Origin of the sequence: Streptosporangium sp. NPDC023615, assembly GCF_040640155.1 — a bacterium.
Classification (GTDB): domain Bacteria; phylum Actinomycetota; class Actinomycetes; order Streptosporangiales; family Streptosporangiaceae; genus Streptosporangium.
In genome coordinates, this window is record NZ_JBFABE010000002.1 from 29,439 (window position 1) to 53,773 (window position 24,335).

Annotated in this window: 23 protein-coding genes; 12 read left to right on the forward strand and 11 right to left on the reverse strand. The window is 72.3% G+C overall.

Going from position 1 to position 24,335, the window contains the following annotated elements; genetic code table 11:
- Positions 1-39 precede the first annotated feature (39 nt).
- Positions 40-1,263, forward strand: a complete 1,224-nt coding sequence (locus AB0G16_RS01595) for a GNAT family N-acetyltransferase (protein WP_362797198.1) — start codon at positions 40-42, stop codon at positions 1,261-1,263.
- Between the two features lie 26 nt (positions 1,264-1,289).
- Positions 1,290-1,505 carry a hypothetical protein gene (locus AB0G16_RS01600; RefSeq protein ID WP_362797200.1) on the forward strand — a complete coding sequence of 72 codons (216 nt, stop codon included), beginning with the start codon at positions 1,290-1,292 and terminating at the stop codon, positions 1,503-1,505.
- Positions 1,506-1,578: 73 nt separating this feature from the next.
- On the opposite strand, the gene AB0G16_RS01605 is transcribed toward AB0G16_RS01600, so the two are convergent.
- Complete coding sequence (locus AB0G16_RS01605; RefSeq protein WP_362797202.1) at positions 1,579-2,046, reverse strand: ribose-5-phosphate isomerase; 468 nt, start codon at positions 2,044-2,046, stop codon at positions 1,579-1,581.
- Positions 2,047-2,160: 114 nt separating this feature from the next.
- Between AB0G16_RS01605 and def the strand changes: the two genes are divergently transcribed.
- Complete coding sequence (def, locus tag AB0G16_RS01610; RefSeq protein ID WP_362797204.1) at positions 2,161-2,649, forward strand: peptide deformylase; 489 nt, start codon at positions 2,161-2,163, stop codon at positions 2,647-2,649.
- A gap of 82 nt (positions 2,650-2,731) precedes the next feature.
- Here def and AB0G16_RS01615 read toward each other — a convergent pair whose 3' ends face one another.
- Together AB0G16_RS01615 and AB0G16_RS01620 are read right to left on the reverse strand one after the other, a co-directional pair.
- A complete protein-coding gene (locus tag AB0G16_RS01615) occupies positions 2,732-4,141 on the reverse strand; it encodes an aldehyde dehydrogenase family protein (protein ID WP_362797206.1) in 1,410 nt (469 codons plus the stop codon).
- Between the two features lie 247 nt (positions 4,142-4,388).
- A complete protein-coding gene (locus AB0G16_RS01620) occupies positions 4,389-5,006 on the reverse strand; it encodes a disulfide bond formation protein DsbA (protein WP_362797208.1) in 618 nt (205 codons plus the stop codon).
- Positions 5,007-5,225: 219 nt separating this feature from the next.
- Here AB0G16_RS01620 and pepN point away from each other — a divergent pair, with 219 nt between their 5' ends.
- On the forward strand, positions 5,226-7,793 hold the full coding sequence (pepN, locus tag AB0G16_RS01625; RefSeq protein ID WP_362797210.1) for an aminopeptidase N: 2,568 nt from the start codon (positions 5,226-5,228) through the stop codon (positions 7,791-7,793).
- Positions 7,794-8,131: 338 nt separating this feature from the next.
- Positions 8,132-9,094, forward strand: a complete 963-nt coding sequence (locus AB0G16_RS01630; protein WP_362797212.1) for a hypothetical protein — start codon at positions 8,132-8,134, stop codon at positions 9,092-9,094.
- A gap of 29 nt (positions 9,095-9,123) precedes the next feature.
- Here the strand turns inward: AB0G16_RS01630 and AB0G16_RS01635 are convergent, their stop codons facing one another.
- The 4 genes from AB0G16_RS01635 to AB0G16_RS01650 all read right to left on the reverse strand — a co-directional run bounded on the left by AB0G16_RS01635 (position 9,124) and on the right by AB0G16_RS01650 (position 12,287).
- Positions 9,124-9,705 carry a hypothetical protein gene (locus AB0G16_RS01635; RefSeq protein WP_362797214.1) on the reverse strand — a complete coding sequence of 194 codons (582 nt, stop codon included), beginning with the start codon at positions 9,703-9,705 and terminating at the stop codon, positions 9,124-9,126.
- Positions 9,706-10,122: 417 nt separating this feature from the next.
- Entirely contained in the window at positions 10,123-10,485 is a 363-nt protein-coding gene (locus AB0G16_RS01640) for a DUF5130 family protein (RefSeq protein WP_362797216.1), read from the reverse strand.
- A 42-nt stretch (positions 10,486-10,527) separates the two neighbouring features.
- A complete protein-coding gene (locus tag AB0G16_RS01645) occupies positions 10,528-10,827 on the reverse strand; it encodes a hypothetical protein (RefSeq protein WP_362797218.1) in 300 nt (99 codons plus the stop codon).
- Between the two features lie 38 nt (positions 10,828-10,865).
- On the reverse strand, positions 10,866-12,287 hold the full coding sequence (locus AB0G16_RS01650) for an amidase (protein WP_362797220.1): 1,422 nt from the start codon (positions 12,285-12,287) through the stop codon (positions 10,866-10,868).
- A 170-nt stretch (positions 12,288-12,457) separates the two neighbouring features.
- Here AB0G16_RS01650 and AB0G16_RS01655 point away from each other — a divergent pair, with 170 nt between their 5' ends.
- The 3 genes from AB0G16_RS01655 to AB0G16_RS01665 all read left to right on the forward strand — a co-directional run bounded on the left by AB0G16_RS01655 (position 12,458) and on the right by AB0G16_RS01665 (position 15,999).
- Positions 12,458-13,282 (forward strand): nuclease-related domain-containing protein, encoded by an 825-nt coding sequence (locus AB0G16_RS01655; RefSeq protein ID WP_362797222.1) that lies wholly within the window; start codon positions 12,458-12,460, stop codon positions 13,280-13,282.
- Between the two features lie 239 nt (positions 13,283-13,521).
- Positions 13,522-15,360: a dihydroxy-acid dehydratase gene (ilvD, locus tag AB0G16_RS01660; protein WP_362797224.1), complete on the forward strand. Its 1,839-nt coding sequence runs from the start codon at positions 13,522-13,524 to the stop codon at positions 15,358-15,360.
- Positions 15,361-15,495: 135 nt separating this feature from the next.
- Positions 15,496-15,999, forward strand: coding sequence for a WYL domain-containing protein (locus AB0G16_RS01665; RefSeq protein ID WP_362797226.1), 504 nt, complete (start codon positions 15,496-15,498; stop codon positions 15,997-15,999).
- A 78-nt stretch (positions 16,000-16,077) separates the two neighbouring features.
- Here AB0G16_RS01665 and AB0G16_RS01670 read toward each other — a convergent pair whose 3' ends face one another.
- The 3 genes from AB0G16_RS01670 to AB0G16_RS01680 form a co-directional block, all read right to left on the reverse strand.
- Positions 16,078-16,302: a zinc ribbon domain-containing protein gene (locus tag AB0G16_RS01670; protein WP_362797228.1), complete on the reverse strand. Its 225-nt coding sequence runs from the start codon at positions 16,300-16,302 to the stop codon at positions 16,078-16,080.
- A 32-nt stretch (positions 16,303-16,334) separates the two neighbouring features.
- A complete protein-coding gene (locus tag AB0G16_RS01675; RefSeq protein WP_362797230.1) occupies positions 16,335-17,156 on the reverse strand; it encodes a GNAT family N-acetyltransferase in 822 nt (273 codons plus the stop codon).
- A 245-nt stretch (positions 17,157-17,401) separates the two neighbouring features.
- A complete protein-coding gene (locus AB0G16_RS01680; RefSeq protein WP_362797232.1) occupies positions 17,402-17,911 on the reverse strand; it encodes an HNH endonuclease in 510 nt (169 codons plus the stop codon).
- A gap of 329 nt (positions 17,912-18,240) precedes the next feature.
- Here AB0G16_RS01680 and AB0G16_RS01685 point away from each other — a divergent pair, with 329 nt between their 5' ends.
- From AB0G16_RS01685 to AB0G16_RS01700, 4 genes are all read left to right on the forward strand, one after another.
- A complete protein-coding gene (locus AB0G16_RS01685) occupies positions 18,241-20,313 on the forward strand; it encodes a prolyl oligopeptidase family serine peptidase (protein WP_362797234.1) in 2,073 nt (690 codons plus the stop codon).
- A 121-nt stretch (positions 20,314-20,434) separates the two neighbouring features.
- Positions 20,435-21,271 carry a helix-turn-helix domain-containing protein gene (locus AB0G16_RS01690; protein ID WP_362797236.1) on the forward strand — a complete coding sequence of 279 codons (837 nt, stop codon included), beginning with the start codon at positions 20,435-20,437 and terminating at the stop codon, positions 21,269-21,271.
- A gap of 73 nt (positions 21,272-21,344) precedes the next feature.
- Positions 21,345-21,692 (forward strand): VOC family protein, encoded by a 348-nt coding sequence (locus AB0G16_RS01695; RefSeq protein WP_362797238.1) that lies wholly within the window; start codon positions 21,345-21,347, stop codon positions 21,690-21,692.
- Between the two features lie 489 nt (positions 21,693-22,181).
- On the forward strand, positions 22,182-23,216 hold the full coding sequence (locus AB0G16_RS01700) for a hypothetical protein (RefSeq protein ID WP_362797240.1): 1,035 nt from the start codon (positions 22,182-22,184) through the stop codon (positions 23,214-23,216).
- A gap of 252 nt (positions 23,217-23,468) precedes the next feature.
- On the opposite strand, the gene purU is transcribed toward AB0G16_RS01700, so the two are convergent.
- Positions 23,469-24,323, reverse strand: coding sequence for a formyltetrahydrofolate deformylase (gene purU / locus AB0G16_RS01705; RefSeq protein WP_362797242.1), 855 nt, complete (start codon positions 24,321-24,323; stop codon positions 23,469-23,471).
- Positions 24,324-24,335: the final 12 nt, after the last annotated feature.

The window sequence follows — 24,335 nt, forward strand, 5'->3', positions numbered from 1 at the left end:
TAGATGGCCGGAACCGTTTGTCCTCTCTACCATCCGAGGATGACCCTGAGCCTGCGTCCGGTCGCCGAGACCGAGTTCCCCGCCTGGATCGCCCTGGACGAGGAGGCGTTCGGCAGCCCCGTCCCGCCGTACCGCGCGGAGCTGTACCGGCGCAACACCGAGTTCGACCGCTCGCTCGGCGCCTTCGACGGCGACCTGCTGGTAGGCGTCACCACGGTCTGCAGCTTCACCATGACCGTGCCCGGCGGGCCCATCCCGGTCGCCGGCGTCACCGCGGTCGGCGTGCTGCCCTCGCACCGCCGCAGGGGCGTGCTGACGGCGCTGATGACCCGTCAGCTCGCCGAGTTGCGCGAGGGCGGCGAGGCGGTCGCCGCGCTGTACGCGTCCGAGGCCGTGATCTACGGGCGGTACGGCTACGGCAGGGCCGCCGACGGCCTGAGCGTCCGGATCCCCACGGCGGGCACGGCCTTCACCCGGCACGCGCCGGCCGACCCGGCGCTGCGGCCGCGCGTCGTCCGGCCCGCGCACGCCAGGGACGTGTTCGAGCGGATCCACGCGGCCGCGCTCGGCGGCAGGCCCGGCCTGTACGCCCGCACCCCCGCGCGCTGGGACTCGGTGCTGAGCGACGAGGAGCCCGACCGGGCGAGCGGGGCGTTGTACGCCGTGGTCGTCGAGGACGACGAGGGCCCGCGCGGGTACGCGCTGTTCCGGATCAGGACGGGCTGGGACGATCACGACGTCGCCAGCGGGGAGCTCCACCTCAGGGATCTGGTCGCCCTCGATCCGGCGGCCCACGCGCTGCTGTGGCGGCACGTCCTGGATCGCGACCTGATCTCGCACGTCAGCGCGAGCCTGCCCGTCGACGACCCGCTGATCCACCTGCTGGCCGATCCCCGCGCGCTGCGCGCGCGCTGGGGTGACGAGCTGTGGGTCCGTGTCGTGGACGTCGGGCGCGCCCTGCCCGCCCGCCGCTACAGCGCGCCGGTGGACGTGACGATCGAGGTCGAGGACGCGACGTGCCCGTGGAACGCGGGCCGCTGGCGGCTGACGGCCGACACCTCGGGGGCCCGTTGCGCGCCCTGCGACGACCCGGCCGACCTGGTCCTGCCCGTCTCCGCGCTGGGCGCGGCCTACCTGGGCGGCCGCCCCCTGGAGGCGCTGCGGGCGGCGGGGCTGGCGCGCGAGTCGCGTCCGGGAGCGTTGCGCGAGCTGTCCGTCGCCATGTCGTGGGAACCGGCCCCGTGGGGCGGCCTGGTCTTCTGAGCGCCGCCCCGGGTTATGGTGACGGCATGGCACTGCAGAGCTTGCAGATCAACACGATCACCGCCATGCGGGCGCGGGACGTGTCGCGCCCGACGCGGGAGCAGCAGGAGAGCGCCGATCGCCGCCCCCTGCGCGACGAGGCGCCCCGCAAGGAACCGCCGCGCAGGGAACCCCCGCGTAAGGAGCCGCCGCGCAGGGACGCTTCGCGCCGGGACTCCTCACAGCGCGACCACCACCGCTGAGCCCCTCCCCCGCGCGGGACGTCCGGGGCGGCGGCCCGTCCGGCCGCCGAGCCCCGTCCCTCGCGCGGGACGTCTAGGGCAGCGGCGGCAGCCGTCCGTCGGTCTCGTAGGAGGCGAGCTGCGCGATCCGGCGGCTGTGCCGCTCGGCCCCGGAGTAGGCGGTGTCCAGGAAGACCCCGACGAACCCGGCCGCCTCCTGCGGCGTGTGCATCCGCGCGCCCAGGCTGATCACGTTGGCGTCGTTGTGCTCGCGGGCGAGCCTGGCGGTCTCCTCGCTCCAGGCCAGGGCCGCGCGGACGCCGCGTACCTTGTTGGCGGCGATCTGCTCGCCGTTGCCCGAGCCGCCGATCACGACGCCCAGGCTGCCCGGGTCCTTCACGACCCCCTCGGCCGCGCGCAGCACGAACGGCGGGTAGTCGTCCTCGGCGTCGTAGACCGAAGGACCGCAGTCCGTGACCTCGTGGCCGTGCTCCTTCAGCCAGGAGACGATGTGGTTCTTGAGCTCATAGCCGGCATGGTCGGCACCGATGTAGACGCGCACCGGGACAGTTTCGCAGGTACGCGGGGACGGCTCCACCCGGCCCCGGCTAGAGTAACGGTCACTGAGCTTGTCCAACCCTTACACTTGCCATCCCTCACCAGAGAGAGCCCCCACATGCGTGACATCCGAGTGGTCGGGGACCCCGTCCTGCGCACCCCCGCCGAGCCGGTCGTCGACTTCGACCGCGACCTGCGCCGCATGATCGACGAGATGTTCGAGGTGATGTACGCCGCGCGGGGCGTCGGCCTGGCCGGACCGCAGATCGGCGTGTCGAGGCGGATCTTCGTCTACGACTGCAGCAGCCGCAAGGGGCACGTGATCAACCCCGAGCTGACCGTGGACGACGACACCGAGATTCTCGACGAGGAGGGCTGCCTGTCGGTGCCCGACCGTGAGACCCGCGTCCCGATCTACGCCCGGACGCCGCGGGCCGCCGGGGTGACCGTGCGGGGCATGGACCGGCTGGGACGTCCGATCCGGATCAGGGCCAGGGGGATGCTGGCGCGCTGCTTCCAGCACGAGACCGACCACCTCGACGGCAGGCTCTACGTGGACCGGCTGGCCAGGGACGCCGCCCGGCAGGTCCTGCTCCAGGCCCCGTGACCTCGTGACCTCGTGACCTCGTGACCCGGTGACCCGGTGACCGCACGACCCCGGTCCGCGTCGCCGGGCAGGCCCGCCGGTCTCAGAGCTGGACGGCCTTGATCTCCAGGTACTCCTCCAGCCCGAACTCGCCCAGCTCGCGGCCGAGGCCGGACTGCTTGTACCCGCCGAAGGGGGCGCGGGGGTTGAACTGGCCGCCGTTGACCGCCACCTGGCCGGTGCGCAGCCTCCGCGCGACCTCGACCGCGCGCTGCTCGTCGCCCGCCCACACCGCCCCGGCCAGGCCGTACGGCGTGCCGTTGGCGATGGCGACCGCCTCGTCCTCGCCCCGGCTGTAGGGGATGATCGTCAGGACCGGGCCGAAGATCTCCTCCTGCTCGATGACCATGCCGGGCTCGACCCCGGCGAACACCGTGGGCTCGACGTAGAAGCCGCGCTCCAGGGGCCGGTCGCCGCCTCCGGTGACCAGCCGGGCGCCCTCCTCCTGCCCCCGGTTGATGTAGCGGACGACCCTGTCGCGCTGCGCGGCCGACACCAGCGGGCCGAGCCTGGTCGCCTCGTCGAAGGGGTCCCCGACGGTGTACCTGCGCGCGGCCTCGACCGCGAGCCGGACGGCCTCGTCGTACCGGTCGCGATGAACGATCATGCGGGTCCAGGCCGAGCAGGTCTGGCCGGAGTTGAGGAAGGCGTTGGCCACCGTCACCTTGGCCGCCGTTCCCAGGTCGGCGTCCGGCAGGATCACACTGGCCGACTTGCCGCCGAGCTCCAGCGCCACCCTTTTGATCGTCTCGGCGGCGAGCGCGGCGACCCGCCGCCCGGCCGCGGTGGAACCGGTGAACGACACCATGTCCACGCCGGGGTGGGCGACCAGCGCCTCGCCCACCCCCGGGCCGTACCCGCTGATCATGTTGAAGACGCCGGGGGGCAGGCCGACCTCGTCGAGGACGCCGGCGAGGGCGAAGGCGGCCAGCGGCGCCACCTCGCTGGGCTTCAGCACGACCGTGCAGCCCGCGGCGAGCGCCGCGCCCACCTTGCAGACGATCTGGTGCAGGGGGTAGTTCCACGGGGTGATGGCGGCGACCACCCCGACCGGCTCCCTGAAGATGCGGGAGTTGCCGACCTGCCCGCCCTCAAAGTCGTAGGTCTCGGCCAGCTGGGCGTAGGAGGCCAGCACCCCGGCCGGCATCAGCGTCTGCACCCTCATCGCCACGCCGTACGGCGCGCCCATGTCCGTGGCGATGATCCTGGCGATCTGGTCGGAGCGTTCCCGGATCAGCTCGGCCGCCGCGGCGAGGACCTTGCCGCGCTCGGCGGGGGACGTCCGCGACCAGGAGGGCAGGGCCGCGCGGGCGGCCGCCACGGCCGCCTCGACGTCGGCGGGCGCTCCGGCGGGCACCGTGTCGAGCACTTCCTCGGTGGCGGGGTTGATCACGTCGATGCGCTCGCTCGACGCGGACGGCTGCCAGGCCCCGTTCAGGTAAAGGTGACGCATTCCCTCATCCTGACGTGCCCGCCGTCATTATGCGAGGGCGTGACGGCCCCGCCGGAGAACGTGGCGCCCCTCGGGGGACATCGCTGTACGGGAGCACAACCCGCCGCGCGCGGGGCACGGCCTCCGCGCAGACGGCGCGTTTCCCGCACGGCCGGCACGGTTTCCGTGCGGGCGGCACGGGAACGGCCCGCCGCCGCGGGGGCGGCGGGCCGGTGAGCGGTCCCGGCGCAACGCCGGGCGCGAGGGATCAGTCGAAGATCGGGGACCGCGTCCTGGAACGCTTGAGCTCGAAGAACCCGTCGGTGCCCGCCACCAGGAGCACCCCGTCCCAGAGCCTGCCCGCCTCCTCGCCCTTGGGCGCCGGCGAGATGACCGGGCCGAAGAAGGAGACGCCCTCGACCGAGATCACCGGGGTGCCGACCTCCTGGCCGACCCGGTCGATGCCGTCGGCGTGCGAGGCTCGGACGACCTCGTCGAACTCGGTGGAGTCCATCGCGTCGGCGAACCCGCGGTCCAGCCCGGCGGCCTCCAGCGCCTCCTCGACGGTCTCGCGGAGCGTGTCGGTCCCCTTCCTGTTCTGGTTGTGGAAACGGACACCGAACTCGGTGTAGAGGCGCCCGACCGTCTCGGAGTCGTACTTCGCCTGAACGGCGGCCACCACGCGGACCGGCCCGATGGCGTCGGCGATCTGCGCGCGATAGCTCTCCGGGACCTCCTTGTCCTCGTTCAGTACGGTGAGGCTCATGATGTGCCAGCGCGGCTCGATGGACCGCACCTTCTCCACCTCCACCAGCCAGCGGGAGGTCATCCACGCCCAGGGGCAGAAGGGGTCGAACCAGAGATCCACCGGCGTTCGCTCTGTCATGTTCTCCGACTTCCTGATAGTGAGGTCTGTCGTTGGCCACAACCGGAACGACGGAGTTCCCTATTCCACGCGCGGATTAATACCTTGACCGACACCTTTAATCCCAAATTTGGGTACCAGTCCCCACGTTGATCCGAAGCGGCGTTCCACGGCCTTACATGGCAGGATTCAGTCACCCCTTAGCAATGGAGCGGGGGAAGTTGTGAAGAGGGAGCGGTAGTGGCAGGCAATCTGACCCGTGACGAGGCGCGCGAGCGCGCACGGCTGCTCAGCGTGCAGTCCTATGCGGTGGAGCTCGACCTGACCGAGGGTGAGGAGCGCTTCGAGAGCGTCACCACGGTCCGCTTCACCAGCACCCGGCCGGGTGCGGGGACGTTCATCGACCTGGCGGGCGCGAAGGTGCGCAGGGCCGTGCTGAACGGTACCGAACTGGACGTGAGCGGCTATGACCTGGAGACGGGGCGGCTGCCCCTGACCGGGCTGGCCGAGACCAACGAACTGCTCGTGGACGCCGACTGCTCGTACACGCGGACCGGCGAGGGCCTGCACCGCTTCGTCGACCCGGTCGACAAGAGCGTCTACCTGCACAGCCAGTTCGAGACGGCCGACGCGCACCGGATGTACGCGTGCTTCGACCAGCCCGACCTCAAGGCCACCTTCGAGCTGAGCGTGCTCGCGCCGTCGGACTGGGAGGTCATCTCCAACGCGGCGCCCGACCCGGTCGAGGAGCTGCCCGAGCACCGGGGCAAGCACGGCGCGCTCCAGGCGGCCAGGCGCTGGCACTTCCCGCCGACCCCGGTGATGTCGACCTACATCACCGCGCTGTGCGCCGGGCCGTACCACCGGGTGACCTCCGAGCACGACGGCATCCCGCTGGGCCTGTACTGCCGGGCCTCGCTGGCCGAGCACCTCGACGCGGAGAACATCTTCGAGGTCACCCGGCAGGGCTTCGACTTCTTCCACCGGATCTTCGGCGTCCGCTACCCGTTCGGCAAGTACGACCAGCTCTTCGTCCCCGAGTTCAACGCCGGGGCGATGGAGAACGCGGGCTGCGTGACCTTCCTGGAGAACTACATCTTCCGCTCGCGCGTCACGGACGCGGTGATCGAGCGCCGCGCCGAGACGATCCTGCACGAGATGGCGCACATGTGGTTCGGCGACCTGGTCACCATGCGCTGGTGGGACGACCTGTGGCTGAACGAGTCGTTCGCCACCTACGCCTCGGTGCTCTGCCAGGCCGAGGCGACCCGGTGGGGCCAGGGCGCGTGGACGACCTTCGCCAACGTCGAGAAGTCCTGGGCCTACCGCCAGGACCAGCTCCCCTCCACGCACCCGATCGCGGCCGACATCGTCGACATGCACGCGGTCGAGGTCAACTTCGACGGGATCACGTACGCCAAGGGCGCCTCGGTCCTCAAGCAGCTCGTCGCCTACGTGGGCCTGGAGAACTTCCTGGCCGGGGTCCGCGCGTACTTCAACGAGCACGCCTGGGGCAACACCACCCTCGCCGACCTGCTGGGCGCGCTGGAGCGCACCTCCGGGCGCGACCTGTCCTCCTGGTCGAAGGAGTGGCTGGAGACCTCCTGGGTCAACACGCTGCGTCCCTCGTTCACCACCGACCCCGAGGGCCGCTTCCTGACGTTCGACGTGCTCCAGGAGGCACCCGCCGAGCACCCGACGCTGCGCTCGCACCGCGTCGCCATCGGCCTGTACGCGCGCAGCGGCGACGAGCTGGTCCGCGTCAGGCGGGTGGAGCTGGACGTGTCCGGGCCGCGCACGGCCGTCACCGAACTGGTCGGCGAGGTCCAGCCGGACCTGATCCTGATCAACGACGACGACCTGACCTACGCCAAGGTCAGGCTGGACGAGCGCTCGCTGCGGACCCTGCTGAGCGGCGGCATCACCGCGTTCACCGCGTCCCTGCCCCGCGCGCTGTGCTGGTCGGCCGCCTGGGACATGACCCGGGACGCCGAGATGTCCACCCGTGACTACCTCGCCCTGGTCGTCTCGGGAATCAGGTCGATCACGGACATCACGGTCGTGCAGACCGTGCTCCGCCAGGTCCGCCTGGCCATCCAGCAGTACGCCGACCCGGCCTGGCGTGCCGAGGGCATGGCGCTGCTGGCCTCCACGCTGCGCGACCTGGTCGTCTCGGCCGAGCCCGGCTCCGACGCGCAGCTCGCCTACCTGAACGCGCTGGCGGCCTCGGCCACCTCGCCCGAGGACCTGGCGTTCCTGAAGGGGCTGCTGGACGGCGAGACCACGCTGGAGGGCCTGACCGTCGACACCGACCTGCGCTGGACGCTGGTCGGCGCCCTGGTCTCGGGCGGCCTGCTCGGCGAGGAGGACATCGAGCGGGAGCTTCGGCGCGACCCCACCGCCACCGGTGAGCGGATGGCCGCCCTCTCCAGGGCCTCGATCCCGACGCCCGAGGGCAAGGAGGCGGCCTGGTCCGCGATCGTGGAGGGCAAGCTCAGCGGCGCGGTGCTCCGCTCGACGATCATCGGGTTCGTCGACCCGCACCACCCGGACCTGCTGGAGCCGTACAAGGAGAAGTACTTCGCCGAGATCGGCAGGATCTGGAGGTCCTGGACCTCCGACAGTGCCCAGAGCTTCGCCAACGGCTGCTACCCGGCGCTGTCCCTCTCCCCGGAGACGGTGTCCAGGACGCAGGACTTCATCTCGGCCGAGGAGCCGCCGCACGCTCTGCGGCGGCTGCTGCTCGAGGGCGCCGACGGTGTCGGCCGGGCCCTGCGCGCCCAGGCCAAGGACGCCGCGCAGACCTGATCGCGCAGACCTGATCGCGCAGGCCTGATCGCGCAGGCCTGATCCGCGCGGACCGGTGATCGGCCGGTCGGCCCGGTGCCTCCGCCCCCGTCCCGTCCCGCTCCCCGCCGTGGGGGCGGGCGGGGACGGGCCAACGCGACGGGGACGGCGGGGCCAGAGCGGGGGACGGCAGGGGCGTGAGAACGGCGAGGAGGGCGAGGAGGGCGAGGACGGGACGCGCGATCACGTGAGGCACGCGGACACATCCTCGCGAGAGCAGTAAGGCCCTGAAATCTCCTCGTATCCCTCCGTGGCAGGACAAAGCTCCCGGTACTCATGGTCCATGAGAGGGTAATCGGGTGGAAACCGCTCGTGATCTGCTCATCTCCCTGGCCCGCCGGTACGCCTTCGGCGATGTGGGCGCCCTGGCCTCGGGCGTGGTGGGGGAGGCGAGCGACATCGAGGCGACCTGCGAGTTCGCCCAGCGGCTGCTCTCCCTCGACGCCGAGGACTTCGCCGCCGAGGCGCGCGCCGTCCCGGGCGACCTGCGGCGGCGGGCGCGGGCCTGCACGATGCCGCAGACGCCCCGCGAGCAGCCCCGCGGCGCGCTGGAGTCACTGCTGCCCGCGTACGAGCTGCTGCTGGAGGTCATCGCGATCCGCTGGCATCGTCGCGAGCTGAGCCCCATGGTCGCCGCCCTGCACATCGCCAGCGAGTACCTCCCTCTGCTGGCGTTCGAGCCGGTGCTCGGCAGCGCCGGCGACCCGGCGCGCTGGCCGGAGGGTCTCACCGCGCCGGGCAGCAGGTTCGGCGTGATCGGCGACCGCGAGTGCGACCACACCAAGCCCGAGCAGTCGGCCGCCAACCGCACCCTGCGCGTGGCGGGAGAGCCCGCCGAGGGCTGGCGCGCCTACTTCGACCGTCAGCACAGCCAGGTGGCCGGGGCGCTGGGGACCTGCGTGGCCGCCTGCCGCAAGCCCTGCACGGCGATGGACTGGGTGGAACCCGATCGCCGGGAGGACCTCGCCCTGCGCGCCCGGGTCGCGCTGGCCTTCGCCGAGACCCCGCTGGTGCGGCTGCGCCACGCGGCCCCGGTGGGGCACGGCTTCGGGGTCCCCTCCCCCGAGGAGGTCACCGAGGCCTGGGAGCGCAGCCGGGTGGGGCTCGCCAAGAACGAGGTGGGCCAGGAGGCCTCCCGCCAGGACGGGTTCCCGCTTCCGGGCCTCCCCTCACTGTTCTCCGCCGTCGCGAGCGCACCGGTGGTGCCGTCGACGCTGCTGACGGACATCAGCAACCATCTGGTGGGACTCCTGCGGCCCTGAACCGGCGGGTCCGGTCAGAAGCCGCCGGTTCAGGGGGGGCCGCCGACGAACGACGCCAGGGCGCAGCAGGCGATGGAGAACACCATCAGCAGGACGCCCCTGCGGACGTAGCGCTGCTTGGCGTCCGCGAGGGCGTTGAGCCTCCGGATCTCCAGCACGAGCAGGTCGACCCGCGGGCCGGCCCGGCGGCCGTCCGCCTCGTGACCGGCCCGGAGCCGGTCGGCGTACCCGCGCAGGTGGCAACGGCGCCTCTCCAGCGTCCTGCCCGCCAGCGCGGCGACCGGCGGGCAGAGAGCGCCGCCGAGCACGAGGAGACCCGTCAGCCAGAGGAACATGCCCATCCACCAGAGCCACTCGATCTGGCTCGGCAGCTCTCCGGGTCTCCAGTACCCCGACGGCAACCCGGCGACGACGACACCGGCGGCCGCGCCGGCGGCGGCCAGCAGGACGGCCGCCGTCTCGTTCTCCCGGCGAACCCTCCGGCGGGCGTCCGCGAGCATCTCCCGGACGTAGTCGAGAAGCATGTCGGGCCGTTCCGCCCCGTCCTCGTCCCTTCGGGCGGAGACGAGGAGACGGGCCGATCGGGGGAAGGCTGCGAACGCGGTGAACACGGCGCGATCGTCGTGACCGGCCGAGCTTCCGGGTCCTCCGGGCCTCTCGGGATCCCCGGGATCCCCGGGACCGGTGAGACCGGCGAGACCGGCGAGACCGCCCGGTGCCGTGGAACCGGAAGGGGACGTGGATGCGGGAGGGGACGTGGATGCGGGAGGGGTTTCGGAACCGGCAGGGGCGGCGGAGCCGGGGAGGGCCGTGGAACCGGTCCCTCCGGCCGGGTCGGTGAAACCTGCCGGCGGCGTGTCCCACGTGATCCTCAGCACGAGCCGATTATCCGGGAAAATCATCCTTCTCCGACACAGAACAGCTCGTGGACAGCGGAGCCGCACTCACCCCCGGCGATCTCTCGTACCCGCGGTGGAGGCGTCCGGCGTGGGACGACCACGTCGCGGCCACGCCGCGGCCACGCGCGGTCATCCGCGCCGCGCGGCCCGCTCGGCGAGCAGCAGGACCCCGGTCACCAGCCCGCCCACCAGGTCGCCCAGGCCCAGGACCGCGGTCATGGTCGCCGCGGCCGACCGGCACGCGGTGTCGGGCAGCCACTGCCTGGCGAGAGGGCCCGTGACGATCTCCAGCGCCCGGCCCCGCTGATCCACGAAGATGAGCACGGCACGGTCGGCCTCCTCCCCCAGCGCGGCGTGCAGCCGCTCGCAGAAGTGCCTGCGCGGACCGATCGCGGGTCCGAGGTAGGCGGCGAAGCGCAGCCCCGTGCGCCGCTCGGCCACGCGCAGGGCCTCGCGCACGTCGTCCCCCTGCGTCGAGTTCAGTGCCTGCATCCCCGTCCCACCCCACCCCACCTCACCGAACCTCACCGAACCTCACCAGGTCGCCGACGCGCCGCCGGTGTGCCGTCCGGGCTCCGAGGTCTCCGCGAGCGCGACCCAGTCGGTCTCGGGCGCGGCGCGGCCGCCGGGGCGCCGGCTGGTCAGCACCAGCACCGAGTCGGTGATCCCGCGCTCGCTGCCGTGCGGGCCGCCGAGCCAGACGGCGCTCGCCGAGGTGCCCCTGACGGCCCTGTCGCGCATTCTGCCGGGCATCGTCACCAGGAGGGTGATGAGCAGGAACAGGCCGCCGGAGACCCCGACCAGGAAGCCGCAGACCTCGATCGCGCTGTCCACACCTCAAAAGTAACCCGGCGCCGACGATCAGTCGAGGGTCACCACGCGGCGGGCCTGCGCTCCCCCCAGAAACCGCCTCGCGCGGCCTCGAGCTGCGACGACACCGAGATCAGGGTGCCCTCGTCGCCGAACCGCCCGGCCAGCATCACACCGATCGGCAGCCCGTCGGGGCTCCAGTACAGCGGGAGGCTGACCGCCGGCTGGCCGCTGACGTTGTACATGGCCGGGAAGGCGGCGAACCGCTTCATCCGCTCGAAGGTCTCCTCGGGGCCGTCGACGTCCTCGAACCAGCCCACCGGCCGGGGCGGCTGGGTCACGGTCGGGGTGAGCACCGCGTCGTACGGGTCGGTGGCCAGCAGGCCGAGCCGGGTGGCGAGCTGCAGGGCCGACTGCGCCTGCAGGAAGTCCGGGGCGGGGGTGGCGAAGCCGCGCTCGCGCAGCCATGCGGTGAGCGGCCGGAGCCTGTCCCGCCTGTCCGGATCCACCGGGTGCATGCAGGAGAACGCGTACCAGAGCGTCACGAACCGCGGCACGATCTCCGGTCCGAACGGCGGGGCGATGTCGACCACCTCGTGCCCGAGCGCGGCCAGCTCCGCCGAGGCGTGCTCGTAGGCCGCGAGCACCTCCGGGTGCACGACGGTGCCGGGCACCGGCGGTTCGGCGTAGCGGGCGATCCGCAGCCGGCCGGGGTCGCGGCCCACGTACGCGCCGAAGGAGCCGAGCCCCGGCGGGGGCGCGTGGTAGAGGTCGCCGGGGTTGTGGTGGGCCATCACGTCCAGCAGCGCGGCGGCGTCGGCGACCGTCCGGGTGATCGGGCCGTTGGTGGACAGACCCGCCAGGTCGGGGACGACCGGCGCGGAGCTGATCCTGCCCCGGGTGGGCTTGAGCCCGAACAGGCCGCAGACGGAGGCGGGGATGCGGATCGAGCCCGCGCCGTCGCTTCCCTGCGCGGCCGGGGCCAGGCCGGCGGCGACCGCCGCCGCGGCGCCGCCGCTGGACCCACCGGCCGAGCGGGACGGGTCCCACGGGGTGCGGCTGGGCGGGGAGAGAGGGGTCTCGGTGTAGCAGGGCAGGCCGAACTCGGGGGTCGCGGTCTTGCCGAGCATGATCGTTCCGGCGTCCCGGAGCCTCTCGACCAGGCTGTCGTCCACCGGCGCCACGAAGCCCTCGTAGGTGGCGGAGCCGAAGTGGATCGGCACGCCCTTGACGAGGTTGAGGTCCTTGATCGGTATGGGGACCCCCGCCAGCGGCGAGGCGACCTCCCCGGCGAGCACCCGGGCCTCGGCCTTGTACGCCTGCTCCAGGGCGAGCTCGGGCGTCACGGTCACGTAGGCCCCGACCCGCGCGTCCAGGCGGGCGATGCGGTCCAGATAGTGCTCGGTGAGCTCGACGGGTGAGATCTCCCTGCGCCGCACGGCCGCGGCCTGCTCCAGGGCGTTAAGATCATGAATATGTGCCACGCCCTGCACAGTAACGCCGAGACCGTGGTCAACCAGCGCGCCCATGGCCAATCCGGGCGAACGCTCTTCGGTACCCGCTTAAGGGCGGAGTCAAGCGAAGGGCGACGGTCACAAAAGTATGAGATACGCAATACTAGGCACCCTCGAGGACGTCAGCTACCGTGAGTTACGTGGATTCCGGTCAGGTACCAGAGGACGGTAACACTACGTCACCGATTTGGGTCAGTGACCGACAGGCCGAGGAGAGGCCGACGTCGCGACCCGTCCCACCGGCGACGACGTACGCGCCGGTCGAGCGCGCCTCGCTGCGCGGTCTGCTCGATCACCCGAAGTACCGCCATCTGCGCAGGCGCGCCGCCGTCGCGCTCGGGGTGGGCGTGCTCGCGGGCATCCTGCTGGCCAGCTGGCGGCTGGGCGTCACCGCCGCCGTGGTGGCCGCGATCGTGGACACCGTGCTCCGGGCCCGCTCCAACTCCTCAGTGCCCGCCTGGCGGCGCGCCTCGGTCGCGGAGCGGCGCACCGAGGTGCAGCTCAAGCGGCTGGAGCGCGGGGGCTACCGCACCCTGCACGCCCGCGCGATCCCCGGCAGCGAGGCCCAGATCGACCACCTGGTCGTGGGCCCCACCGGCGTGTACGCGGTCGACTCCGAGAAGTGGGACAAGCGCCTGCCGGTCCGCGTCCAGTCGCACCGCAAGCTGTTCCACGGGCCGTTCAACCAGAAGCCGCGCCTGGACGAGGCCCGCTGGGAGGCGTCCCAGGCGGGCGAGCTGATCGGCGCCGAGCTGGGCCGCGAGATCAGCATCGTGCCGTCCCTGGCGATCTACGGCCCGGCCATCCCGTGGAAGGTCCTCAACGTCCGCGAGGTGGACGTATTCGACGGCAGCCGTGTCCGTAAATGGATCACCAAGCGGGAACGGTCACTCACCGACGCCGAGATCGAGAGCATCTACGAGGCCGCCGAGCGGGTCCTGCCCGCGCGCTACCCGGAGAGCTGACCCCGAAGAGCCGGCCCGGGACCGGACCGGCCGCCTGGGACCGGTCGCGGACGGGCTCGCGGCCTCGGCGCCGCGGGGGCCGGAACGACCTTCTCGAACGGGCTCGCGGCCTCGACGCCACGGGCCCGTCCCGCGTCCCGCCATCCGGGCCGGCGTCTCGCGGCATGGACGGGCGTCTCACGCACCGGGCGGTGGCCGTACCATTCGTAGACACGGTCTCGACGATGGGAGAAGGCCCCATGCCCGCCCTCAGGTCTCGTACGGTCACGCACGGCAGGAACATGGCCGGGGCCCGGGCTCTGCTCCGGGCGACCGGTGTGGCCGGGGAGGACTTCGGCAAACCGATCATCGCCGTCGCCAACAGCTTCACGCAGTTCGTCCCCGGGCACGTCCACCTGCGGGAGGTCGGCGACGTCGTCGCCGGGGCGATCCGCGAGGCCGGGGCGATCCCCCGCGAGTTCAACACGATCGCGGTCGACGACGGCATCGCGATGGGCCACGGCGGCATGCTCTACTCACTGCCCAGCCGCGAGCTGATCGCCGACGCCGTCGAGTACATGGTCAACGCGCACTGCGCGGACGCGCTGATCTGCATCTCCAACTGCGACAAGATCACCCCGGGCATGCTGCTGGCCGCCTTCCGGCTCAACATCCCCACGGTGTTCGTCTCGGGCGGGCCGATGGAGGCGGGCAAGACCCCCAACGGCAAGCTCGACCTGATCGACCCGATGATCGCCGCCGCCGACGACTCCGTCTCCGACGCCGAGCTGCTGGAGATGGAGGAGAACGCCTGCCCGACCTGCGGCTCGTGCAGCGGCATGTTCACTGCCAACTCGATGAACTGCCTGGCCGAGGCCATCGGCCTCGCGCTCCCGGGCAACGGCACGATCCTCGCCACGCACAAGGCGCGCCGCAAGCTGTTCGAGGACGCCGGGCGCGCGCTCGTGGACATCACCCGCCGGTACTACGAGGCCGACGACGAGACCGTCCTGCCGCGCGCCATCGCCACCAGGGACGCGTTCGAGAACGCCATGGCGCTGGACGTGGCGATGGGCGGCTCGACCAACACGATCCTGCACATCCTCGCCGCGGCCCGCGAGGCCCAGGTCGACTTCGGCCTGAAGGAGATCAACGAGATCTCGCTGCGGGTGCCCTGCCTGTGCAAGGTCGCCCCGGCCACCGCGAAGTACCACGTCGAGGACGTCCACCGCGCGGGCGGCATCCCGGCGATCCTGGGCGAGCTGGACCGGGCCGGCCTGCTGCACCGCGACGCCTACACCGTCAACGGCGGCACCATGGGCGACTACCTCGACGCCTGGGACGTGCGCTCGGAGAACGTCCTGCCGGAGGCGCTGGAGCTGTGGCACGCGGCCCCGGGCAACGCCCGCACCGTCAAGCCGTTCTCCCAGGGCGCCCGCTGGGAGGAGCTGGACCTCGACCGCGTCGAGGGGTGCGTGCGCGACTCCGAGCACGCCTACACCCGCGACGGCGGCCTGGCCGTCCTCTACGGCAACATCGCCACCGAGGGCTGCATCGTCAAGACCGCCGGCGTGGACGAGTCGATCTGGAGGTTCGAGGGGCCGGCCGTGGTCTTCGAGTCCCAGGACGACGCGGTCGAGGGCATCCTCGGCAACAAGGTCAAGGCCGGTGACGTCGTGGTGATCCGCTACGAGGGTCCCAAGGGCGGTCCCGGGATGCAGGAGATGCTCTACCCCACCTCGTTCCTCAAGGGCAGGGGCCTGGGCAAGGTCTGCGCGCTGGTCACCGACGGCCGTTTCTCCGGCGGCACGAGCGGGCTGTCCATCGGCCACGCCTCCCCCGAGGCCGCCGAGGGCGGAACGATCGCCCTCGTCCAGGACGGCGACCTGGTCTCGATCGACATCCCGGGCCGCTCGATCGAGCTGAAGGTCCCCACCGAGGAGCTGGCCGCCCGCCGGGAGAGGCTCCTGACCGAGCTGGGGGGCTACCGCCCGGTCGACCGCCGCCGTCCGGTGAGCGCCGCGCTGCAGGCGTACGCGGCACTGACCACCTCGGCCTCCACCGGCGCCTCGCGGGACCTGTCACAGCTCTCCCGCTGACGCCGCCCTGCGGCGCCGGCCGTTCGACGCCTCTCCCCGAGGCCGTCCCTCTGACCTGGGCTTCCTGTCGGCGACAGATTCCTTACCCGACAGGAAGTTCGAAAAAATGTCGGTATCTGGACGTATTATCAGGGTATGGCAACTGTCGTGAAGCCCAACGCCTGCCCGCTGACGACCGCCGAGATCGCCGCCCTCGCCCTGTCCATGGCACACCTGGGCTCGGGCCCGCAGGCCGATGCCGCCCGCAGCGGCCTGCGCCACGCCTTCCAGCACCTGGAGGTCGACGACGACGTCGTCGCGGCCACCCTGACGACCCTGATCGAACCGCTGCCCGCGTCCGTGGCCGACCGTGCCCGGACGATCGCCAACGCCATCACCTCGCGCATGGTCATCCGCCTGCACTACCGTGACGTCTCCGGGCGGATCACCGTCCGCGACGTCGACCCGGTGACCTGCATGGTCCACCGCGACCACTGGTACCTCGTCGGGATGTGCCGCATGCGCGGCGCGATCAGGGCGTTCCGGTTCGACCGGATCGTCGCCACCGAGCAGACCTTCGTGCCGGCCCGCCCGCACCGCGCCGACGGTTTCCTGCCCTTCCAGGGCAAGCGCGCCGAGCGCGCCAGGCACGCCGCCTAGATCCGGTCCCGGGCGGGGTTCGTCCCCGTCCGGTTCCGGAGGCGTCGCCCGGCCGGCGTCATCCGGCCGGCGGGGCGGTTAGCCGCAGCATCCGCCGCCGCAACATCCGCCGCCGCCACCGGCGGGCCTGGGCGCGGCGGCGGACGAGGCCGCCGAACCGCCGGTCACCGCGACCGTGGAGAGCAGTTTCACGGTGTCGTCATGGCCTTCGGGGCACGGGGCGGGCTCGCCGGAGCGGGCCATGGGCCGGGAGACCTCGAAGCTGGAGCCGCAGGCGCGGCACCGGAAGTCGTATCGGGGCATGACGTCAAGCCTACCCAGGCCCGCCCGGTCGTTCACCCGAAGGTGACGGTGGCGTAGTCGTCCACCGGCCGGTAGCCGATCGCCTGGTAGATCGAGTTGGACGTGGGGTTGGACAGGTCGGTGAAGAGCAGCACCTCGTCGGCTCCCTCGGCCCGGGCCCGGACGCTCATCGCGTGCGAGAGCGCGGTCCCGTACCCCTTCTTCCGCAGCGGCGGGGGCGTGTAGACCGGGCCGATCCGCGACATCCCGCCCAGGGGGCAGGACGCTCCGGCGAACGCGACCGGGCGGCCGTCCACCTCCCACAATCCCAGCTCCCGCCTGGTGATCCGGCTGGAGAGCAGGGGGGTCAGGTCGGCGGCGACGCCGCCCTCGGCCTCGACCTGGAACTCCTCCCCCCATCGGACCAGCAGGTCGAGGTCGCCGATCTCCGCGACCCGAAGGGCCCCCTCGGCGGCGGGCTCGGGCAGGACGGGTGAGGAGAGCCGGTAGAGGCGCTCGGACCGGCGCCCGGCCTCGGGCCGCCACCAGCGGGCGGCGAACGCCTCGGCCAGTGCGAGCGACCCGCTCACCCCGGGGATCACCCGTTCGTCCTCGATCAGGCAGGTGACGAGTTCCGGCACCGTCTCGGTGGGGATGTCCGCGAGCAGCAGGAAATGGGGAGGTGTCTGGAGCGCGACCGCCACGGTACGGCCGTCCCGCTCCAGGCGGCCCAGCAGCACGCCCTCGCTCCACAGTCCCATGCGCACCGCGCGCAGGACGGTGAGGACGACGGTGTTGCGCACCGGATCACGCAGCAGCCACGGCTCCGCCGCCTCGGCGAACGTTTCCACGTCGGAGGTGAATGTCCATGTCATCCGTTGATTGTCCCGGTCCGTGATCGCCGATGCCAGCGAATAACCCGCCCTGACGGGCACCGCGGCACCGGGGCGGGCGGACCGCGGAGCGGCACGGCGGCGGCGCCGCGGCGCGCTCGGAACGCGACCGCGACGGCGACGATGTCATCGGCGCGTCGGCGCGTCGGCGCGTCGGCACCCCCCTCGGCACCGTCGGCACCGTCAGGCGGCGCCGCCGGCACCGCCACCGGAGCCGGCGGCGGGCCTCAGGCGGCGCTCTCCTCCAGGTAGGGCGCCCACTGCGGGTCACCGACGATGTGCGCGCCGATCAACCGCCAGTGGACGCCGCGTGGCACCACCGGGGCGACGTTGAGCGTCCACCCCAGTTCCTCCAGCATGCGGTCGGCCTTTCGGTGGTTGCACGTCGTGCACGACGCCACGCAGTTCTCCCAGGTGTGGGGGCCGCCCCGGGAGCGGGGGATGACGTGGTCGATGGTCTCGGCCCGCTGGCCGCAGTAGGCGCACCGGTAGTCGTCCCGGCGCATCAGCGCGGTCCGGGTCAGCGGGATCCGTGACCGGTAGGGGATACGGACATATCTGCGAAGCCTGATCACCGAGGGGACGTCGAGCGTGCGGCTGGCCGAGCGGAACACGGCGCCCCGCCCGTCGCGGTGCACGACGTCGGCCTTCTCCCGGAGCACGAGCACGACGGCCCGGTGCAGCGAGAGGGTGGTCAGGGGTTCGTAGGTGGCGTTCAAGAGAAGGACCTGGCGCATCAGCGGGCCTCTCCCGCCGTACGACACGTCTGTTGAGGGGGCACGCCACTGCGCGCCCCGGCTGGCGGCCCCTCCTGGGGCCCGGGTGCTTCCGTCACGAGGACCTCCGCCGGACGGCCCAGCGGATGCTCACCACGGCACCGTCCTTCACCAAGTTTGGCTGCTGCAACGCGGTTCTCGCCACCCATAAATGACTGGAGAGACACCTGATACGTTTTATGCCCGCATTACCAGTTTTTAACTCCTGTCGTCGCGATCCGGCTACGCCCGGCGCGCAATGACCCGCCACCGCCCCCGCCCGCCCGTCCGGAGGTCGTAGGGTTCCAGCCATGACGCGACTGCCATACCCTCCCGCCAGCCGTATCGACCTTGTCGAGGAGCTGCACGGGGTTCCCGTTCCCGACCCGTACCGATGGCTGGAGGATCCCGACGATCCGGCCACGAAGGACTGGCTGATGGGGCAGGAGAGGTTGCTGGAGGCGGGGCTGGACGCCCTCCCCGGGCGTGACGCCTTCAGGGCGCGGATCGCCGAGTTGCTCGCCTCGGGGTCGATCGGCGCGCCGACGTGGCGCGGGGGGCGGCGGTTCTTCATGCGGCGCGCCGCCGCGCAGGAGCACGCCGTGCTCTACACCGTCGACCCGGACGGCACCGAGCGGGCACTGCTCGACCCGATGGTGCTCGACCCGACCGGGCTGACCACCCTCGACTCCTGGCAGCCCGACAAGGAGGGCCGCCTGCTGGCGTACCAGGTCTCGGTGGGCGGTGACGAGGAGTCGAGCCTCTACCTGATGGACGTCGCGTTCGGCGACCGCGTCGAGGGGCCGATCGACCGCTGCCGCTACTCCCCGGTGGCCTGGCTGCCGGGCGGCGAGGCGTTCTACTACGTGCGCAGGCTGCCCGCCGGGCAGGTGCCCGAGAACGAGGAGCAGTACCACCGCCGGGTCTACCTGCACCGGGTCGGCAGCTCCACCGAGGACGACGTAATGATCTTCGGTGACGGCCTGGAGAAGACCAACTACTACGGCGTGTCGGTCTCCCGCGACGGCCGCTGGCTGCAGATCTCCGCCTCCCGCGGCACGGCGCCGCGCAACGACCTGTGGATCGCCGACCTGCACGCCTCCTCCCCCTCCGCGCCGGAGCTGGTCGTCGTCCAGCAGGACGTCGACGCCCAGACCGCCCTGTACTTCGGCCGTGACGGCCTGCTGTACGTCTTCACCGACCGCGACGCGCCCCGTGCCCGCGTCTGCGTGACCGACCCCTCGGACGCGCGCTTCGAGAGCTGGCGCGACCTGATCCCGCAGGACCCCGAGGCGGTGCTGACGGACTTCGCGATCCTCGACGACCTGGACCGGCCGGTCATGCTGGTCGCCTGGACCCGTCACGCGATCAGCGAGATCACCGTCCACGACCTGGGGACCGGCGAGCGCGTCGGGGAGGTGCCCACCCCGGGGCTGGGCACCATCGGCGGCATCAGCGAGCGTCCCGAGGGGGGTCACGAGGCCTGGTTCGGCTACACCGACAACACCACGCCGCCGACCATCCAGCGCTACGACGCCCGCACCGGGGAGACGACCCTGTGGGCCGCCTCCCCCGGCGCCGTCGAGGTGCCCGCCGTCGACACCCGGCAGGTGACCTACCGCTCCGCCGACGGCAGCGAGGTCCACATGCTGGTGATCTCCCCTCCCGGCGCCGAGGGGCCGCGCCCCACCGTGCTGTACGGCTACGGCGGCTTCGGCATCTCGATGACCCCGGGCTACTCGGCGTCCGTCCTGAGCTGGGTCGAGTCGGGCGGCACGTACGCCATCGCCCAGTTGCGCGGCGGCGGCGAGCAGGGCGAGGAGTGGCACCGGGCCGGGATGCTCGGCCACAAGCAGAACGTCTTCGACGACCTGCACGCGGCGGCCGAGTACCTGATCGAGACCGGGGTGACCACCTCGGCGCAACTGGGCATCTCCGGCGGCTCGAACGGCGGCCTCCTGGTCGGCGCGGCCCTGACCCAGCGCCCCGAGCTCTACGCCGCCGTGGTCTGCTCCGCCCCGCTGCTCGACATGATCCGCTACGAGCTGTTCGGCCTGGGAGCGACGTGGAACGTCGAGTACGGCTCCGCCGAGAAGCCCGACGAGTTCGCCTGGCTGCACGCCTACTCGCCCTACCACAACGTGCGGGAGGGCGTCTCCTACCCGGCGACGCTGTTCGCCGTGTTCCAGTCCGACACCCGGGTCCACCCGCTGCACGCCTGGAAGATGTGCGCGGCCCTGCAGCACGCCCAGGCCGGGGACAGGCCGATCCTGCTCCGCAACGAGATGGAGGCCGGTCACGGGGCGCGCGCGGTGAGCAAGACCGTCGAGCTCGCCGCCGACCAGCTCACCTTCCTCGCCTACCACACCGGCCTGACCTCCTGAGGGGAGGGCGGCCGGTCCCGAGGGGGCGCGTCCGGCGTCCGGACGTGCCCCCTCCCCGCCCCGCGGGCAGGCGCCCTCCTCCGGGAACCGGATCGTCGGTGGGAGCGGTTATGGTCGGCGCATGGACGACGCCGACACCGCCGACGACGCCGACGACGCGGGAGCGGCCGAGGGCTTGACCTTCACCGAGGGCGCGCCCGGTTCCCTCCTGCGTCCTCACGTCATCCACCTGTCGGCCTACAGCGAGCGGTACGCCCGCCCCGCCCACCGGCGGCAGCCCCCCTTCCCCGGAATCGCGATGATCTTCGGGCTGGGCGCGCCGCTCACGATGAGCGGCCCCCGGGGGGAGCGGCGGCTGGCGTCGTTCGCCGCGGGCCTGCACGACACCTACGTCGACACCACCCTGACCGGGGCCGCCGACGGGCTGCAGGTCGACCTCACACCGCTCGGGGCCAGGAGATTCTTCGGAGTGCCCATGCGCGAGCTGGCCAACCGGGTGGTGTCCCTGGAGGAGGTCCTCGGGAGCTGGGCCACGACCGTGATCGAGCGGCTGGCCGAGACGCCCGGCCGTCCGGCCCGCCTGGCGCTGCTGGAGGCGGCGCTCAGCCGGAGGATCAACGAGGCCCCGGCGCCCGACCGCCGCGTCGTCTGGGCGTGGGGCCGGCTGGTCGCCGCCCGGGGCGCGGTGCCCGTGGCGTCGATCGCCGCGGAGCTGGGCTGGAGCCACCGTCACCTGGTCGCCCGCTTCCACGACCAGATCGGGCTGCCGCCCAAGGCCGCGGCCAGGGTGCTGCGGTTCCAGCACGCCACCGGCCGGTTGAGGTCCGGCGCGGCCCTGGCAGGCACCGCCGCCGCCTGCGGTTACTACGACCAGGCCCACATGAATCGCGATTTCCGGGCCATGGCCGGAGCCACCCCCGGCGAGCTGGCCTCCCCCTCGCGATCCGTCCCCGGATGATCAGGTCACATTCCTCCAATCCCCCCGTCCTCTCCGCTGGCATCGTGATCGGTACCACCAAGGAGGAGAGAACATGCGCACGGTGTATCCGCTGGTCATGTACCGCGACACGATCAAGGCCGTCGACTGGCTGACCCAGGCGTTCGGGTTCGAGGTCCGCGAGCTGCACACGACGCCCGAGGGCACGGTCGAGCACGGTGAGCTGCTCGTCGGCACCGGGATGATCATGACCGGCACGGGCGAGCCCGGCGGGCCGGGGATCTACGTCGTCGTGGACGACCCCGACGCCCACCACGACAGGGCCGTCGCGGCCGGCGCCGAGGTCACCAGGGAGCTGAGTGACCAGTCCTACGGCTCACGCGACTACGCCTGCCGGGACGTCGAAGGCAACACCTGGTACTTCGGGACGTACCGACCCTGATCCCGGTCCGCCCGGCAGGCGGCCCGTCCGAGAGGCGCGTGCGACGGGGGCGGTGACCGCGGGGTCGTGCGTGCCGGCCGGTTCCCGGCCACCCGGGTACCGCGGGTGGCCGGGGCCGCTCCGGGTGCCGGGGTGCCCCGGTCCCGGTCCCGGTCGTCCGGGCGAGGCGCGCGGGTGTGCGGCGGGGGCCGTCCGCGACACCCACGACCCGGGCGAAAAGACCACGTCAATGATCAGAGCTTTGCCTCCGGTTGCCGGATCGGGGGTGTCGGCCCCGGGGCGGCCGATCGTAGTGTGACGACTACCGTGAGGAATACGGAGCGTCGACATGCCTGCAACAGTGAGTACGCGAGCAGTGTCCGTCCCGGCGGGGGCCCCGACCACCCGGATCACGGGTGGAGCGTCCGGCTCGGACCTCGCGCGGCGGAGCCGCGCCGGACACGGCCTCGGCGGGCACGACCTCAGCGGGCGTGGCGAATGAGCGCTCCGATGGACATCGCGCGGCGGCTGGCGGAGGCGGTCCTGTACGAGGGCCGGCTCCTCTACCCCCACCTCACCCCGGCCGCCAAGGACCAGGTGCGCCGGCGGTTCGGGGTCCTGGTGCCGCCGGGGTTCACCGCCACCGCCGACCATTCGGCCAGCGTGACCGAATGCCTCCTCGAAGGGGCCACGTACGCCGTGGCCCACCTGAACGTGCGTTTCCTGCACGTCAGGACACGCTGCGTCGAACGCGCCGAGGACGACGGCTACTGGCCGGTCCAGCAACTGCGCAACGGTCACCGGACCTACCTCACCTTCGACGAGGCCACGGAGCGGGAGGTGGAGGCGGTGTTCCCGGTCGCCGGTCTGCTCGACGCGCCCGCCAGGGTCGTCGAGGTGCGGATCCCCGGGGACCGCGTGATCGAGCCGATCGCCTCGCCGTCCGGGGAGGTGGTGGGCCGCCTCGTCTCCGAGCACCTGCCGCTGCACGCGGCGCTCACGGTCTCCGCCGAGCGGGTCCCGGGGCCGTACGGGCTGGTCAGGTTGCGTGCGCGAGTGGAGAACACCGACGACTGGAAACCGCTGGGAGCCCCGCGCGAGCAGGCGCTCCGGCACTCGTTGATCTCGGCACACCTGATCATCGCGGTGTCCGCCGGCGCCTTCGTCTCCCTGCTCGACCCGCCGGAATGGGCGCGGCCGGCCGTGGAGACCTGCCGCAACGAGCACACCTGGCCCGTCCTGGTGGGGGAGCCCGGCCACCGGGACGTGGTGCTCTCCTCGCCGATCATCCTCCACGACCATCCGGACATCTCACCGGACAGGCCCGAGGGCCTTCTTGACGCCGCCGGGCTCGACGAGCTGTTCCACCTGCGCACGCTCACGCTCACCCAGGAGGAGAGCCGGGCCGCCGACACCCGGGCCGCCGGGTTCGCCGAGGCGGCCGGTGACCCGCCGCCGGAACCGGCCGAGGGGGCGGTCACGGACGGGGCGGACGGGCACGGCACGATCACCGACGGGCCCGCGGGACACGAACGACGGCCGTGACCCCCGCGGGACACGAACGACGGCCGCACCCACCGGCCACGGATCAAGGCATCGCGGCACGGGGAAACGGTCCTGACGGCGCGACACGGCCGGTCGTGACCGGCGTCAGCCGGCCGGTCCGGGCGGCGTGACGGCGGTCCGGGCGGCGTGACGGCGGTCCAGGCGGCGTGACGGCGGTCCAGGCGGCGTGACGGCGGTCCAGGCGGCGTGACGGAGGCGGTCGGGAAAAGATCGCTCTTCCCGCGACCGCGGTCAGCGGGGGAAGACGATCGTCTTGTGACCGTCGAGCAGGACCCGCTGCTCGGTGTGCCAGCGGACCGCACGGGCCAGGGCCTGGCACTCGACGTCGCGGCCGATGGCGGCGAGGTCGTCCGCGGAGTGGGTGTGGTTGACCCGGGCCACCTCCTGCTCGATGATCGGCCCCTCGTCGAGGTCGGCGGTCACGTAGTGCGCCGTCGCGCCGATCAGCTTCACGCCCCGCGAGTGCGCCTGGTGGTAGGGCTTGGCCCCCTTGAACGACGGCAGGAACGAGTGGTGGATGTTGATCACGTTGCCGGCGAGCTTGCCGCAGAGGTCCTCCGAGAGCACCTGCATGTAGCGGGCGAGCACCACCAGGTCGGCCCGGTAGTGATCGACGAGGGTCAGCACCTCCGCCTCCTGCTTGGGCTTGGTCTCGGAAGTGACCGGCAGGTGGTGGTAGTCGATGCCGTACGACTGGGTCAGCGGACGCAGGTCGGGGTGGTTGGAGACGACCGCGACGATCTCTATGTCGAGCAGGCCGGAACGGGTCCGGTAGAGCAGGTCGTTCAGGCAGTGGCCGAACCTGCTGACCATCACCAGCACGCGGGGTTTCACGGAGACGTCGCGCAGCTTGAAGTCCATACCGAGGTCCGGGGCCAGCGCGGCCAGGGCCTCGCGCAGTTCCTCGTCGGGCAGCGGGGAGACGAACTGCACCCGCATGAAGAACCGCCCGGCGGCGGTGTCCCCGAACTGCTGGCTCTCGGTGATGTTGCATCCCCGCCCGGCCAGCAGCCCGGAGACCGCGGCCACCACGCCGGGACGGTCCGGGCAGGAGAGCGTCAACACAAACTCGGCCCTGGAACTCATGCCTTCACCCTT